The 16,244-nt window shown below is 39.3% G+C and carries 9 protein-coding genes; all 9 read left to right on the top strand.

Translation table 11 applies throughout. The features are described from left to right. The first annotated feature begins 297 nt into the window (after positions 1-297). From ACYFDN_RS09755 to pglZ, 9 genes are read left to right on the top strand one after another with little or no spacing between them, the layout of a single operon-like run. A complete protein-coding gene (locus tag ACYFDN_RS09755) occupies positions 298-1,188 on the top strand; it encodes a WYL domain-containing protein (protein ID WP_483510919.1) in 891 nt (296 codons plus the stop codon). Continuing rightward, on the top strand, positions 1,189-1,812 hold the full coding sequence (locus tag ACYFDN_RS09750) for a DUF1819 family protein (protein WP_483510918.1): 624 nt from the start codon (positions 1,189-1,191) through the stop codon (positions 1,810-1,812). After that, positions 1,812-2,417, top strand: a complete 606-nt coding sequence (locus ACYFDN_RS09745) for a DUF1788 domain-containing protein (protein ID WP_483510917.1) — start codon at positions 1,812-1,814, stop codon at positions 2,415-2,417. The genes ACYFDN_RS09750 and ACYFDN_RS09745 overlap by 1 nt, the downstream gene beginning before the upstream one ends. 36 nt (positions 2,418-2,453) lie before the next feature. Further along, complete coding sequence (brxC, locus tag ACYFDN_RS09740) at positions 2,454-6,146, top strand: BREX system P-loop protein BrxC (RefSeq protein WP_483510916.1); 3,693 nt, start codon at positions 2,454-2,456, stop codon at positions 6,144-6,146. 13 nt (positions 6,147-6,159) lie between these two features. After that, entirely contained in the window at positions 6,160-7,902 is a 1,743-nt protein-coding gene (locus tag ACYFDN_RS09735) for a DUF262 domain-containing protein (RefSeq protein WP_483510915.1), read from the top strand. 11 nt (positions 7,903-7,913) lie between these two features. After that, positions 7,914-11,627: a BREX-1 system adenine-specific DNA-methyltransferase PglX gene (pglX, locus tag ACYFDN_RS09730; protein WP_483510914.1), complete on the top strand. Its 3,714-nt coding sequence runs from the start codon at positions 7,914-7,916 to the stop codon at positions 11,625-11,627. Beyond that, positions 11,624-12,757 (top strand): AAA family ATPase, encoded by a 1,134-nt coding sequence (locus ACYFDN_RS09725; RefSeq protein WP_483510913.1) that lies wholly within the window; start codon positions 11,624-11,626, stop codon positions 12,755-12,757. Before pglX ends, ACYFDN_RS09725 begins: the two co-directional genes overlap by 4 nt. Positions 12,758-12,759: 2 nt before the next feature. Then, a complete protein-coding gene (locus ACYFDN_RS09720) occupies positions 12,760-13,500 on the top strand; it encodes a hypothetical protein (protein ID WP_483510912.1) in 741 nt (246 codons plus the stop codon). 3 nt (positions 13,501-13,503) lie between these two features. Continuing rightward, positions 13,504-16,242, top strand: a complete 2,739-nt coding sequence (gene pglZ / locus ACYFDN_RS09715) for a BREX-1 system phosphatase PglZ type A (RefSeq protein ID WP_483510911.1) — start codon at positions 13,504-13,506, stop codon at positions 16,240-16,242. Positions 16,243-16,244 lie beyond the last annotated feature (2 nt).

Below are 16,244 nucleotides of genomic sequence, written 5' to 3'. Positions count from 1 at the left end.
ACATTGATAATGTACATCTATAGCTGCATCAAATTGTGAGCTTCTCAACTATCACTTCGTCTGTTCGAACTAATCAAGAACTACAAGTCTATGCGTAAAATCGCATATGGCTTAGTACATTTACCAAAGCTAAACAGGCAACGTATCGAAAAGTGGGTGACTGTCAACCAAGACCAGAGCTGTACAGGCCCAAAAACCTGCTCTAGAACAACATAATTGCGAATTAGTCAACAATATCGGTTGCTATAGGTTCACATTGTGAACATACTATGTTCATCAACTTAAGCAACACTCTCAATGATGAACGTTAAAGATATTGGTTTTTCCCAAAAGCAAAGGCTTGCATATATAGACTTTAAACTCCTATTTGTTGGCTACATAACAAGAGCTGAAATTGTCTCATATTTTGAAAAGGGTCTGACTTCTGCTACACGCGATATCAACTTTTATAAGGAGTTGTGTCCAAATAACATGGAGTATGATGCGAAAGAGCGAAAGTACTTCCAAGTTACTACTTTCAAACCCTTATTCACCCATGACCCTCGTAAAACTCTTGTAAAGCTGTCAAACCAAATCACAGATGGCTTTGATGCAATAGGGGATATAACCTTTCCTGTTGAAGCACCTAGTCAACTGAATATTCCCGATATTTTCATAGTTGCGAAGCTTGTACAGGCCATTATCAATAAAAAAAGTGTAAGCATCATCTACACGTCATTAAGCAGTGGCTCTTCCGCGAGAGAGATTGTACCCCATAGTATTGTTGATAATGGTTTACGCTGGCACGTTAGAGCTTATGACCGAAAAACTAACGCTTTTAGAGACTTTGTCTTAACGAGGATCACAAAAGTCTCGCTAGCAAGCACAGAAATTGCTGTTGAAGAAAAAAAATTAGAAGACCACCAATGGATGCGAATGATGCCGTTGCAGCTTGTTCCTCACCCGCATAATGTTAAACATCCCACTGCAATCGCATTGGATTACGGGATGGATAATGACGTACTTTCCTTGAATATTCGAGCTGCTATGGCTGGATATTTATTACGGTGTTGGAACGTGGATTGTACCGCCGATGCTGAACTCGTAGGTGCTGAATACCAATTGTGGCTCAAGAATCGTCAAACCTTATTTGGTGCAGAAAACCTGGCAATAGCACCTGGCTATGTACCTGAGCTGGAAGAATTATAAATGACAAGTTCAAATACCACCCAAATCAAATCACACAAAGATTACCTAGGCGACCTAATCGGTGGCAGCTTAATGATCAAAGAAAGCCAAATAGTCGCACAACTACTATTAAACAAGCCAACTAATGAGCAGTGGCTAGAAGCTATCGTAAATCAAAATATATTACAAAAACGCTCAGATGCTTCGGCAAAACGAAACGGTGCAACGATTAAAAAACGATTAGCTGGTGTGTCTGATGAGTTTCTTGAGCAAATAGCATTCGGTAGTACCGAGTTATCTACACAGTTAATGTTTGCCGCAACCCTTATAAATAGCACTCTACTAGCCGATTTTATGCGAATCATTGTGTTAGACGCTAAACGCATGTTTCGTGAAAGCTTGGAAGTTGGGGATTGGGAAGCTTTTTGGGATGAAAGGTGCAGACTATTTCCTGAGCTGGGGCGAATGTCAGCTTCATCGACTTATAAAATATCTCAAGTAGCTTTCAAAGTTATTGCAGACGCTGGCTACATAGATTCAACACGAAGTAAAAAACTACAAAACATTTATCTACTGCCTGAGATCCGAAATCTGCTTTTGCAAATGGAACGTGAAGATATTATTTCAGCAATGGAGTTGAACTAATGGCAGAGGTAAGCACAAAGCAACAGAAAATGTTGAACGAAAGGCTCGATCAGATTCTCACAAAAATAGAAAGTGAAGACTTTCTAGATAACCAGGGCTTGGGGAATGAAATTGGCTTTTATGTTTTTGATTATCCAGCTGAGTGTGAGTTAGTTGTTAGAGAGCATTTAGCGTTTATTATCGATAAGCTGGCTAAGCGAGGTCGTAACTTTGTAAGCATAAACTTATTTGAAGCTGTGATTGAACTACTTGACTCAAGGAAGCTGACAGAACGAGCGTTCAAGGTCCAGAAGGAGCGAGGTGATGCAGCTCTGTTTAATGCACTTAAAGGCCCTTTAGAACAAAACCGTGTGGCCGAGTTTATCGCTTCAAAAATTGATCAAGGCTCTGATAAAAACAAGCAAACAGAGTTCATTTTACTCCATGGCTTAGGAAGTGCTTGGCCGATCATTAGAGGTCATGGCTTGCTAAATGCGTTACACGCCAAGGTTGGAAGTGTTCCAACAGTACTGTTTTACCCAGGTGAGTACGATGGCACAGCCTTAAAGCCTTTTGGCCGTATTGAATCAAATAATTATTACCGCGCATTTAAATTAGTTCCGTAAATGAACTTGCAACCAAACAGCAAGGATAACAAGAGTATGCAGATTAAAGATTTATTTATTAAAGACATTAACCGCCCAATTAACGGTGTGGTTAAAGCAGATCAACTAGAAGATAACACTGTATTCACTGAGCTAGACGAATATGTAATCACCACTGAACTAGCAAAGCACTTTGAAGAGTTTTTCGATGCTTATATGCCATCGGTACGCGACCCAAAGGCTAAAGCTGCATCTGGTAAGCTAGGTATATGGGTGAGTGGATTCTTTGGTTCTGGTAAGTCGCACTTCATTAAAATACTCTCGTACTTACTACAAAACATTCGGGCGACTGATGGTCAAATTGATAAGTCGGCGATTGAGTTTTTCAAAGATAAAAATTTAGATGGTTTCTTACTTGGCGAAATTGATACCGCTGTAACCAAAGAAAACACAGTTATCCTGTTCAACATTGACGCAAAAGCAAATACTGATGATGGCGATGATGCAGTATTAAAAGTCTTTCTGAAAGTCTTCAATGAGCAAATGGGCTTTAGTGGTGATCATCCACATATTGCGCACCTTGAAAGAGAACTTGCCAGTAAAGGTTTGCTTGAAGAGTTTCATAAAGAGTTTTTCAGCTTAACTGAGATGGATTGGGTAGAGAACCGAGATTCATACGATTTTTACCGTGATGATATGGCTGATGCCTTAGGCAAAGTTACTGAGCAATCAACAGAGTCAGCACGTCAGTGGGTTGAGCAGTTAGAAAATAATTTTTCTTTAGATGTATCTAATTTCTGTAAGTGGGTGAAAGAATACCTCGATGGTAATCAGGAACGCCGCGTGTTGTTCTTTGTCGATGAGGTTGGGCAGTTCATTGGCAACAACACTCAGATGATGTTGAAGTTGCAAACCATCACAGAAAACTTAGGCACTGTTTGTGAAGGGCGTGCATGGGTTGTTGTTACCTCGCAAGAAGATATCGATGCCGTTATCGGCCAGATGGCAGGTTCTAAGGGCCACGATTTTTCTAAAATTCAGGGCCGTTTTGAGCGTTTGTCTCTCTCAAGTTCAAACACTAGTGAAGTAATCGAAAAGCGACTTCTTTCCAAAGAAGACGCTGCCCGTGATGAGCTACAAAGCTTGTACGATCAAAAAGGCGATATTCTACGCAACCAATTAGCTTTTGATAGCACAACAACGGCTGAGCTTGCTAATTACAAAGATGCAACGAGCTTTGTTCATAGCTACCCCTTTGTGCCATATCACTACACTCTGGTACAAAAAATCTTCGAAGCGATCCGCAAAGCGGGTGCAACTGGTTTACATTTAAGTCGTGGTGAACGCTCGTTACTTGATGCTTTCCAAAGTGCAGCGAAACAAGTGCGAGACCAAGAAGTGGGTGTGCTTATTCCGCTTTACTACTTTTATCCTGCAATTGAGAGTTTCTTAGATACCTCGGTTAAAAAAGATATCGACCAAGCTTCAGATAAAGAATCCATATCACCATTTGCACTTAACATTCTAAAAAGCTTGTTCTTGATCCGATACGTAGATGTCATTAAATCAACTTTAGATAACATGGTTACTCTTTGTGTAAGCAAAGTAGATGAAGATCGTTTAGCCCTTCGCCGTGATATTGAACAAGCGTTAAATGCACTAGAGCAAAATTTACTTATCGCACGCCAAGGCGACGAATACATCTTCTTAACCAACGAAGAAAAAGAGATTGAGAATGAAATCAGAGAGACAGAAATTGAACTCTCAGATGAAACCAAAAAGCTAAGTGAGCTAATCTTTGATGATGTCCTGCGTCGCGATAACATTTATCGTTATCCCGAAAACAAACAAGATTTCCCTATTAGTCGTTTTTGTAACGGCATGCCAAAAGATGGTTCGCAAGAAAATGACCTTGTTCTTAAGGTCATTTCGCCTATCGATGCTAACTATGCAGAATACGATTCAACGGTATGTGCCAATCTATCTCAAGAAGGAAGCTCTTCGGGCGGTGGGGGGGCAATCATCATCAAGCTTGCCGACAGCGGCAAAACTTTTGACGAGATCCGCACCTTCATCAGGACCGAAAAGTTTCTACGCCGCAACACTGGCAACCGCCCTGAACAGCAGCAGTTACTCAATCAAAAAGGTATGGAAAACCAAGAACGTAATCGTCGAGTTAAAAATGAACTAGAGGATCTTTTAAAAGATGCAGAGTTTTATGCGCTAGGTTCACAGCAAAACCCTAAAGGTGGTGCTATTAGCTCAATTTTGCAAGAGCTATATCGTTATGTCATTGAAAATACGTTCAGTAAGCTCAAGTTAGTCAAACCATTTCCTGGTGACATTCGCCGAGAAATCCAAAATACGCTAATTGCCGATGATGTTGGGCAAATTGGTCTTGATTTGAATGCAGCAGAAGTAAACCCTCACGCATCATTAGAAGTTGAAAAATACATTTCATTGAGTGACGATTCTGGTCGTCCAATTACTGCTGATGACATTGTAAAGCGCTTTTCTAAACGCCCCTTTGGTTGGAATGACGATGAAATTGTTTTAATTATTTCACGCTTGGCATTAGCAAATAAAATTTGTTTCCAAATGCGCCAGCAAGAGGTTCAGCTCAAAGGCGCATACGACAATCTAATGCAAGTTAGAAAACGTGCTGAGCTACGTATACGTCGTATAAAGCAACAGTCAGAAGCTAATCTAAAACGAGCAGCTAAGTTATTCAAAGATGTATTTGGTAAAAATGCACCTGATAGTGAAAAAGAGCTGTTCAACGTTGCTCAAGCCAACTTAGTTAAGATGAAGGCAAAGTTAGATGCTTTTGCCAACAGGGCATCTACAGGGCATTACCCTGGTACTAAAGAGATTGAAATCGGGCAAGTATTACTTGCTGGCTTAACAGAAGCACAATCAAGTTATCAGTTTATCGAAGCCTTCCTTTCAAGTGATAACGACTTACTTGATTTTGAAGAAGACTATCAAGACTTAGAAAACTTCTACGAGTCACAATTCACAACCTGGCAAAAACTCAATAAAGCTTTAACGATAGACTTTGATCGTAACCGTATCGTGTTAGAAAAAGATGCAGATGCATTGACGGCATTACAACAGCTAGAAGCTATTTACAACGAATCAAGACCTTACCGTAAAATTCGAGATGTAGAGCCGTTAATTGAAAAAGTATCCAAAGTAAATGAAAAGCTATTAGCAGACAAACGTGCTCATGCTAAATCGCGTATTGAACATCGTATCGAGCAAGTCCAACAGCAAATCAAGGTGGCTCATGTTCCAAGTGAACTCAGCAACAAAGCGTTAAGACCTCTTCAACTCGCACTGCAAAGGCTAGATAACTTGTCAGGCATTGCTGAAATTCTTCAAGAGCAAGCTGATTCTCTCAACTTAGAAGAGGATGCTTATGACTTAATAAACAAGTTTATTGAAGAGCAACAAGCGATAGCTGATAAAAAAGCAAAAGAAGCTGCTAAAGCAGCAAGTACGGGGGCAAACTCAGAGAATAGTGTAGGTAGCGAACCGACTAATCCCCAGCCCACAGAAGTTGCTGAGCCTGCACCGAAAAAGCCAATTCCGAAGAAGATAGTGTCTATCGATACATCCAGTGTCATGCTCGAAGTAAACAAAGCAGGTGTAATTGAAACTGAACAAGACATTGAAGACTATTTATCAGCGTTGAAAGAACAGCTAACAATGTTAGTGAAAAGTAATAATAAGGTGCGGATAAAGTAAGGGGGATTTAATTATGTATCAAAATGGTGGAACGATTAAATCACTTTTAAGTAAAGTCTCTGAAAAAAACTTAGTTTTGCCAGCTATACAACGTGAGTTTGTATGGAAGCCAGAACAAATTTGCAGGTTATTCGATAGCTTGTTACAAGGTTATCCTATCGGTACTTTTTTATATTGGAAAATTAAACCAGAAAATCGGACCTCATATCAATTTTATGAATTTGTACAAAGCTATCATCAAAGGGATGCAAGCCATTGTCCGAGGTTAACCGAAATTCCAGAGCATGAATTTGTTGCCGTACTTGATGGTCAACAAAGGGTTAGCTCTTTAAATATTGGTTTGCAAGGCTGCTATCATCACAAAATTTCTGGAAAATGGTGGTCAAGCAACGATGCTTTCCCTAAGAAGTTCCTTTATTTGAACCTGCTTGGCAAACCAAGTAACGAAGATGAAACCGAATTCGAGTTCCAATTTTTAACCGAAGAAAGAGCTGCTACACAATCAGAAAGCGAGTTATGGTTTCTAGTCCCGCGCATCATGTCTGAAGATCTTGATGACCTAACTGATGAGCTTGACGAGCTATTGGAAGATAAGTCGTTAATAAAGATGGCTCGAGGTAATATTCGCTTACTTTTCAGAACCATCCATGACAAACAACTGATTTCTTATTATGAAGAAGAAAATCAAAGTTTAGAGCGTGTATTAAGTATATTCATCAGAATGAATAGTGGTGGTACGCCTCTATCATACAGTGACTTGTTGTTATCTATTGCAGTTGCCCAATGGTCTAATCTTGATGCTAGAGAAGAGATACATAAGTTAGTTGATGAATTAAATTCAATTGGGGATGAATTTTCATATAGTAAAGATTTAGTTCTCAAAGCTGGTTTGATGCTATCAGACATTGGTAGCGTAGGTTTTAAAGTTGAGAACTTTAATAAGTCTAATATGGAAAAGTTAGAGTCTAAGTGGGACTCGATTAAAGAGTCATTAAGGTTGGCAACAAGTTTACTTGCCAGTTTCGGCTTTAATGGCCAAAACCTCAGAGCTGATAGTGCTATTTTACCTGTCGCCTATTTTCTTCACTATCACAATCATACCAATGAATACCTATCAAAAAGTGAATTTTCAGCAGATAGAGAAAACTTAAGACTATGGCTAGTTAAGTCTTTGTTAAAAGCTTCTGGGATTTGGGGCAGCGGCTTAGATACCTTACTCACTGGAATTCGTTCGATTATTCAAAAATCAGAAAATGCATTTTTTCCTGTGACGCAAGTAGAAACCTTAATGACTTCTCGCGGTAAATCTCTGAAGTTTGAAGAGGAAGAGATTGAGGAGCTGGCAGATCTTGATTACGGTAACAAACGCACCTTCGCTTTACTGTCAGTCTTGTTTAGCGGATTTGATTTCTCTCATCACTTTCATGTTGATCATATTTATCCAAAAGGCCTATTTACCAGAACGAATTTGCGTAAAGAAGGCTTAGATGAAGAGCAAATAGAACTCTATCAACAACTGGTCAATAAACTCTGCAACCTTCAATTACTAGAAGGTTCTATAAACAACGAAAAACGCCAAAAGCTGCCTACAGATTGGTACAAAGTGATGTGGCCTGATGAGAATGCCAGGCAGCTTCATTTAGATCGCCAAGCAATAGGTTACTTACCTGAATCTTTATCTGATTTTGAACAGTTTTGTTCTAAGCGAAGAGAGGTTTTGAAATCGCGAATCAAGCAGGTACTGAATCAAAGTTAGGGAAATAGATTATGAACACTAAGAACTTAAAAGCCTACGCACCTAAAGCGCGTACTCAGTTTATTGAAGCGGTAAAAAAACGTGCTGCACATTTTGGTATCTATGAAGATCGCATAGAAGATGTGCGTATTGAAGGTGGGGCAGCCATTATTGAGGGACGAGCCTTTACCCGTAAAGAAGGTGAACAGCGCAAACGTTTAGAGCAAAAGATAGCTGAGCGAGCGTCTGCGAGCTACGCAGAACAATATGATGTGTTCCTTCGAGAAATGGCCTACACCTGGTTTAACCGTTTAGCCGCACTTCGTTATATGGAATTACATGATTATTTTGATCACGGTTTCCGTGTGCTGTCTCACCCAACTAACCCTGATAGCCTGCCTGAAATCTTAAGTCATGCTTCAGATGTCGCTGACAGCATAGATTTAGATAAAAGCCACATCATTGAATTGCAACTTGCAGGTGATAAAGAGGAGGAGCTTTACCGTGAGTTGCTATTAGGCCAGTGTCATCACCTCTACAAGATCATGCCATTCATGTTTGAGGCAATTGATGATGCAACCGAACTATTACTACCAAGCAACTTAACAAAAACAGACTCAATCCTTAAAGGACTAATTAACGATATCCCTGAAGAAGACTGGCAAGAAATTGAAGTTATAGGGTGGCTTTATCAGTTTTATATTTCAGAACATAAAGATGCTGTTATCGGCAAGGTAGTTAAATCAGAAGATATTCCTGCTGCTACTCAGCTATTCACCCCTAACTGGATTGTTAAGTACCTAGTGCAAAACTCTGTTGGTAGACAATGGCTAGCCACTTACCCAGATTCAGAGCTTAAAGGCAAAATGGAGTATTACATTGAGCCTGCTGAGCAATCTGAAGAAGTGACCGAGCAGTTAAAAGCGATCACGCCAAGCAGCATTGACCCTGAAGAAATCAAAGTGCTCGATCCAGCATGTGGTTCGGGCCATATTTTGGTTGAAGTGTATGAAGTATTGCGCGAAATCTACCTAGAGCGTGGCTATCGTCTACGCGAAATTCCAGAATTAATACTCACCAAGAACATTTATGGTTTAGATATTGATGATCGTGCGGCTCAACTTGCTGGCTTCGCCTTAATGATGAAAGCTCGTGAGGATGACAGGCGCATTTTCCAACGTGTTGAAGATGGTGAAGTATCGCTGAACGTATTTGCTCTACAATCTACAGAGCACCTTGATATTCCGAAACTGTGGATGGCACTTGATTTAGAGGGTAATCAGCAAGCTGGATCTACTGGGGGGCTATTTGACGTAATGGGTGATGAAGCTAATAGCTTTGTTAAGTCAACAGGCATTTACAAAAATTATTTAGAATTACTACAAACCCTTAAATCAGCATTTTTACAAGCGAAAACACTGGGGTCATTGATTCAAATTGAACATCAATATATAGACAACTTGATCTCTTTAAAAAAACAGCTTGAAGAAAAGCAACAGGGGACTGACCCTGCAGCTTCTGGTGCAGCGTATAAATTGCTCCCTATCGTGAGTCAATCAATAATATTAGCTCGGCAATATGACTCTGTTGTTGCTAACCCTCCTTATATGGGGGTCAAAGGCATGAACGATTCAATAAAGGCATATGCAAAGCCTACTTATTCATCAACAAAAAATGATCTCTTTGCCATGTTTATTGAACAAGGTTTTAATTTATTAAAAGTAGGAGGGTATAACTCAATAGTAGCAATGCAGTCTTGGATGTTCTTATCGAATTTTGAGCAGTTTAGGCGAAAGGTACTAAAAAAGTACACAATATCATCAATGCTACATATAGGATTTAATAGTTTTCCTGAGTTAAACTCAAAAGTCGTCCAATGCAATGCATTTATTATTAAGAAAGTCAGCGTGGATGGTTATCTATCAAGTTTTAGAGATTTGAACTCAGCTCCTCAATCAGCGGATAAGAAAAAAGTATTTTTTGACGAGTGTCTTAGATGTGATTATAGGTTAGATCAAAAACTATTATTTAATATCCCTAGCAGCCCTATAGCTTTTTGGACTAAGCCAGATGTTCTAGGGTTATTCAATAAAAATAAGTTATTGTCCGACTATTCTGCTCCACGGCAAGGACTTATCACTGGTGACAATGAAAAGTTTCTTAAACTATGGTTTGAAGTTTCTTCTGATAAAGTATCATTTACTTATGATCCAAGTAAAACTTACTACCCACATAATAAAGGGGGAGATTACAGGAAGTGGTATGGTAATAACGAGTACGTCATAGAGTGGAAAAATGATGGGTATAATATAAAAAACTTTAAAGACAGTAAGGGGAAGTTGAGGTCTAGGCCTCAGAATTTAGAATTTAATTTTAAAGAGCATATCAGTTGGTCACTCATTACATCAGGGGATTTCGCAGCTAGATATTACGATTCTTCTTTTAGTTTTAATGTTGCGGGAATTTCTTGCTTCCCTGAACAATCTGATATTTACAACTTATTAGGTTTTCTCAACACAAAAGTTGCAAATTATCTTGCTAATGTTATCAATCCAACCTTAAATTCAAATGTCGGTGATGTAGGGAATTTGCCTATTGTATCTGGTGGAAGTGAAATATCTAGACTAGCTAAGGAGTGCTTAGATATAACGAAAAGTGACTGGGATCAGTACGAACGTTCGTGGAATTTCATTTCTAATCCTTTAATAAAAATCAGATGTGGCATTTTAAGTGAAGCCGTAGCAATTCACTATGATAATAGTAAATTGCTAGCCTTAAAATTAAAAAGCAATGAAGAAAAAATCAACCATCTATTTTTGAAATTGTATGGATTGGAAAGTGACTTCACTGAAGTGGTCGAATTGTCAAACATCACATTAACCAGTAATCCTAAGTTTAGATACAAAACCAACAAAGGGACTGACGATATATATAATGCTTTCAGTGCAGACTCTATTTTAGAACTTTTGAGCTATTCAATTGGTTGTATGATGGGAAGGTATTCACTAAGCCGTGATGGTTTTGTCTATGCAAATGCCAATAATGAAGGTTTCAAAGAGCTTGAAGCTGATAATGCATATAAATCTTTCCCTGCAGATGACGATGGAATTATTCCATTAGCTTCAGAAGAATGGTTATTTGATGATGATGCAACAACTCGTTTTAAAGAGTTTGTTAAAACCGTATGGGGCGATGAGCACTTAGGCGAAAATCTAGAATTTGTTGCTGAAAGCTTATGCTTACATGCACTTAAGCCCCTCTCTACCAAAAAGGGCGGGGGTGAAAGTGCCATGGATACTGTACGTCGTTACTTCTCCACTCAACTCTTTAAAGACCACTGTAAGACTTATAAAAAGCGCCCTATCTACTGGCTATTTAGCTCAGGAAAACAAAAAGCTTTTGAATGTTTAGTGTATCTGCACCGTTATAACGAGGGCACATTGTCGCGTATGCGTACAGAGTACGTCACCCCGCTCATGGGCAAATACGATGCCCAATTAACAAGGCTTTCAGAAGAAAAAGTGGGAGCAACAGGCGCTGAAGCCCGTCGCATCGAAAAAGAGTTAAAAACGCTAGATAAAAAACAAGCCGAACTACGCACTTTTGATGAGCAACTAAAACACTACGCTGAAAAACGCATCACCCTCGACTTAGACGATGGCGTAAAATCCAACTACGGCAAATTCGGCAACCTATTAGCCGACGTTAAAGCTATTCACGGTAAGAAACCAGAGGCAACATTATGATTACCAAGATAAAAATTGATAACTTCAAGTCACTGGTAGACTTTGAAATGGAACTAGCTCAATTCAATTGCATTATAGGCTTAAATGGTTCAGGGAAATCGACTACTCTGCAAGCAATGGATTTTGTGTCACAACTGATGATTGGAGACATTGATGGCTGGCTGTCAATGCGAAATTGGGAAAGCTCCGACCTAAACTCTAAGTTAACCAACAAAAGTAATATTGACTACACCATTGAACTTAATCTTGATGGTAGGAAAGTTGTGTGGTCTGGAAGTTTTAATAGAAAGACTAAAAGCTGTACAAAAGAAGCGATTACTAAAAATGAAGAAAAGATCCTTTTAGTTGAGTCTGGTAGTTACACAGTAAATGGTGCTAAGCGTCGAGAAATCGAATTTGAATATCAAGGGTCAATTTTATCCCGCCTTAAAGAAAACCCTAGTGAGGTTACATTAAAAAAAGTTAAAGACTCTATCCTTCATATCCGCTCTTTAGATCTGATAAGCCCTGAACTATTAAGGAGTCAAAATAGAACTTCCGACGGGCGTATAGGCTTAGGAGGTGAAAAGCTATCAGCCTATATCCATGAAGCTGGCTCAGAAGCCAAAGCTCGGTTAACAAGGTTGCTGAGGACTGTTTATCCACAACTTTTAGATATCAACACGAAGTCTCTTCGCTCTGGTTGGAAACAATTGGAAGTGAGTGAAAGCTTTAACACTAAGAGTCTCATATCTACAGCACGTCATGTTAACGATGGAATGCTTCGGTTGATGGCTATTTTACTCCAGCTAGATATCGGTAAAGCTTTTTTACTGTTTGATGAAATTGAAAATGGAATCAACCCTGAATTAGTGGAGTTTTTAGTTGATGAGCTTGTGCAATCAAATGACCAGGTGATGGTGACAACTCATAGCCCCATGATTCTCAACTTTTTGGAAGATGATATTGCTAGGTCTGGCGTTACATACCTTTACAAAGCTAAATCTGGTGCCACTAAAGCAATTCGATTTTTTGACATCCCTTCAATTGCTAGCAAACTCGAATTTATGGGGCCTGGAGAGGCATTTATTGATACTCAATTGTCTGAGCTATACAAAGAGATTGAGCAAATAAAACAGTCAGAGAGTTAGTCATGCATTTATTGTTAAGTGGTGAAGGAAAGGGTGATATTGGATGTTGCCAAAATAGCCAAAGCGAATGCGTGACTCCTGACTATCAGCCTGGTGCGATGGCATATATAGTCGATAAGCTAGTTGAAGTGTTCATAAGATACGAGTATTCACACCTTGAATACGATGGTGCGACATACGTTTCGAAGAAATATCTTGTGGATAACAAATTACCACCTATAAGAAGAGCAATGGCGCTGCCTGGAAAGAAGAAAGCTGTAGAAACACAATACTACTACCAGAACGCAAGAGCATTAGCTGCAAAAGCAAAAGAAATGGCTGAAACACTTAATGACAATGTTGTTGCCGTTTTATTTCGGGATGCTGATGGCACTGCCTCTGCGGGTCGGGGGCATTGGCTAAATAAAATAAGATCAATGGAAAAAGGGTTTGCTGAGCAAAATTATGAGGAGTTAGGTGTACCAATGATCCCTATGCCTAAGTCTGAAGCTTGGCTGCTATGCGCGTTAAAAGCCAACCCTTATCAATCGTGCAATAATTTAGAGCAGGAATCAGGCAATGATAATGCTCCTAACTCTTTAAAGCTGCAATTAGACGATGCTCTAAATGGTGAAAGTACAGTTGCAAGGCATATTGAGCTAATTCAGGAAGGGGACGTGGATGTAAATCAAATTGATATGGATTCTTTTAATTATTTTAAAGCAAAGCTCGAATCCGCAGTGCAAAGTGCCCAACAGAATTAAATTATGAATCTAGAACAAATCAAACAGGGCATCTTAGCTAAATTCGAAAAATGTCGATTGGTATTTTGGCAAGATGAAGACCTTGAGTTTCAAGAGCAACTGCCAACAATTGCAGAGCAATTGGTTGGCGATGACATCGAACTTGTGGATCTCGACAGTGTTTCACATTTTGAAATTAAACAACGTATTGAATTGTTGGAGCCAGAGGTTAAATTTTTACTCTATTCCAATAAGCCACTTGGTGAGCCTACTCGTGATTGGCTGTATGATATTAGGTTATATGCACAAGAGTTCTATGCCGACTCTAGCTCAATAATTTTAAATGAGCTGGGGATGCGCATGGAATTTCGCCAAGACATCAATCACTACAAGAAGTTTTTTGCTAACCAACAGCGCTATAACAAACTTAAGAAATTACTTTCGCAAGGCGCTGATAAGCTGAGCTTAGAGTTAGCAATGATTACTGTGTTAGCTCAAGTTGAGACCGTTAGTTTTTCGGCAGTACTACAGCATTTAATTACTCTGTATAGCGAACAACCTGAGAGCGCAAATGAATTAATTGAAAAGCTTTCCCTGTACAATTTAAGTGACATCTTTTGGCAACAAGCAGCTTATGAGTTTGGTTATGTTGCCGTTGGAACTTGGCTTGAAAAACAGCCAGAGCCGTCCATTAAGGATTTATGTACCAAATTACTGATCACTGATTGTTATCAAGGTTTGCATTCCTCAGGTGCGTCAGTAGCAAAATCTAACTTTTCTGAGAGTATATCATCACACCTTTTGCCATCTACGGTAGATTCTGAATTGATAGAGCAACTTCCAAAAGAGGTTTCAGAGTTACTGGGGAACATGGCTTCAAAAAGAGCTTCTGTTGTTAACTTTGTATCTAACTGGCGTGAGAGTAGAACCTTATCAGCTTCATATAATGCTGTCTCAGAAGAAGTAGCCAGTGAGTTGGAAGTGAAAGATAAGCTGGTAGAGTTTGATCACCCATCATTACTGATTAATGTTGAAACCTTTGTTGCTGCTGAACAGCAAATTATGAAGCAGGTAGCCAATCGCTTAACGACCTACAACACCATTGAGATAAATGATTGGGTATCAATGAGATTGAGAAAACATTGGTGTGCAGATTCCTCTTTTAAAGATAGCCAAAACTATTCGTCAATATACAGAGCGTTGAGGGCTGCTAAAGAGTTTTTCGACTTGAAAGAGAAGTACATTGATGGTTTTGGAAACGACTCTGGATTCGACACTGCTACAAAGTTGTATAAAGCCTATGAAAAAGAGCTTTATAAGTTTGATCATGCTTATCGGATCTTCAGTGAAAGCTCAATTGCTATTAGTAAGAATGGTTCAGATATATTAAAAGCTACAGGGCTAGTTGATGATATTGAGCAACTATATGTCGATTGGTTCTTACATGACTTGGCCATTGCCTGGGGGCAACTAGTCGATAAAGATAAGTTACTAGATAGCTGGAAACTATTGGGTATTAAAAACCAACAAAACTTCTACAGTGAGAAGGTTAGAGGGGTATTAAGAAACACTAAAGCTAAGCGAGTTTTCGTAATCATTTCTGATGCACTGCGCTACGAAGTTGCTCATGATATTCATCAGCAACTGAATGATGAGAAGCGCTTTAAATCTGAGATCAGTTCTCAGCTGGGTGTAGTACCTTCTTACACACAACTGGGTATGGGAAGTTTACTGCCCCATCAACAACTGACTGCTCACTTAAACAGTAAACCAGAATATAAAGCTGATGGTTTATCTGTTCACGGTCATGACAATAGAAATAAAGTGTTAGAAAAGCACAAGGGCATTGCTTTTAAAGCGGGCGAAGTGCTTAGCTGGACCAATAAAGAGGGGCGGGAAAAAGTTAGAGATGCTGAGGTGGTATACATCTATCATGATGAAATTGATGCCATTGGTGATAAACAAGCAACAGAAGATCAAACCTTTGGAGCAGCCCGTGATGCGGTGAATGAAATTAAGCAGCTGATTAGTCGGATTATTAATCGCTTAAATGGTAGCCGAGTTTTGGTCACTGCTGATCATGGTTTCTTATTTAAGATGACTGACGTGACCGATTCAGACAAAACCGCATTAAAATCGAAACCTACGGGCACAACTGAAGCTAAAAAACGCTATGTGATTGGAACTAACCTTCCAACGGATGATTATTACTGGACGGGTAAATTAGCCAATACAGCTGGTATCAATATTGAAAACGGTGATGATGCAGAGTTCATGATCCCTCGAGGTAGCAATAGATTTAACTTTGTGGGTGGAGCTAAATTTATACATGGCGGCATTATGCCTCAAGAAATATGTGTTCCCGTCTTAAGTATTAGAGAGCTTGATACTAAAGCTCAGACTAAGCACGCTAAACAAAAGGTAAATGCTGTACCTCTAAACAACCCAGTGAGAATTGCGATGAATATAGATCATATTCAATTCTTACAAACTGATCCTTTGGGCGACAAGTTTAAATCACGCGAGTTGGAGGTTTGGATAGAAGATCCTGATGGCCACACTGTAAGCTCAAAAGAAACAGTGCTTTTTGACTCTACTTCGCCAAATATGGAAGAGCGAAAACGCAAGGTACCCATTAAGCTAGAAGGCAGCGGCTTTGAGCGTACTGTAAGTTATAAACTGGTTATGGAAGATACTGAGAGCAAGACTAAGACGACTCACTCTGTAATCATAGATCTAGCATTTGAAGATGATTTTTTCTAAGG

This window comes from Agarivorans sp. D1326 (assembly GCF_056958115.1).
This window is presented reverse-complemented; position numbering and strand designations above follow the sequence as displayed.

Bases quoted from the DNA above. Each gene is read 5' to 3' on its own strand.
- ACYFDN_RS09750 (WP_483510918.1), top strand. From the start codon at position 1,189: ATGACAAGTTCAAATACCACCCAAATCAAATCACACAAAGATTACCTA.
- brxC (WP_483510916.1), top strand. From the start codon at position 2,454: ATGCAGATTAAAGATTTATTTATTAAAGACATTAACCGCCCAATTAAC.
- pglZ (WP_483510911.1), top strand. From the start codon at position 13,504: ATGAATCTAGAACAAATCAAACAGGGCATCTTAGCTAAATTCGAAAAA.
- ACYFDN_RS09755 (WP_483510919.1), top strand. From the start codon at position 298: ATGATGAACGTTAAAGATATTGGTTTTTCCCAAAAGCAAAGGCTTGCA.
- ACYFDN_RS09720 (WP_483510912.1), top strand. From the start codon at position 12,760: ATGCATTTATTGTTAAGTGGTGAAGGAAAGGGTGATATTGGATGTTGC.
- ACYFDN_RS09735 (WP_483510915.1), top strand. From the start codon at position 6,160: ATGTATCAAAATGGTGGAACGATTAAATCACTTTTAAGTAAAGTCTCT.
- pglX (WP_483510914.1), top strand. From the start codon at position 7,914: ATGAACACTAAGAACTTAAAAGCCTACGCACCTAAAGCGCGTACTCAG.
- ACYFDN_RS09725 (WP_483510913.1), top strand. From the start codon at position 11,624: ATGATTACCAAGATAAAAATTGATAACTTCAAGTCACTGGTAGACTTT.
- ACYFDN_RS09745 (WP_483510917.1), top strand. From the start codon at position 1,812: ATGGCAGAGGTAAGCACAAAGCAACAGAAAATGTTGAACGAAAGGCTC.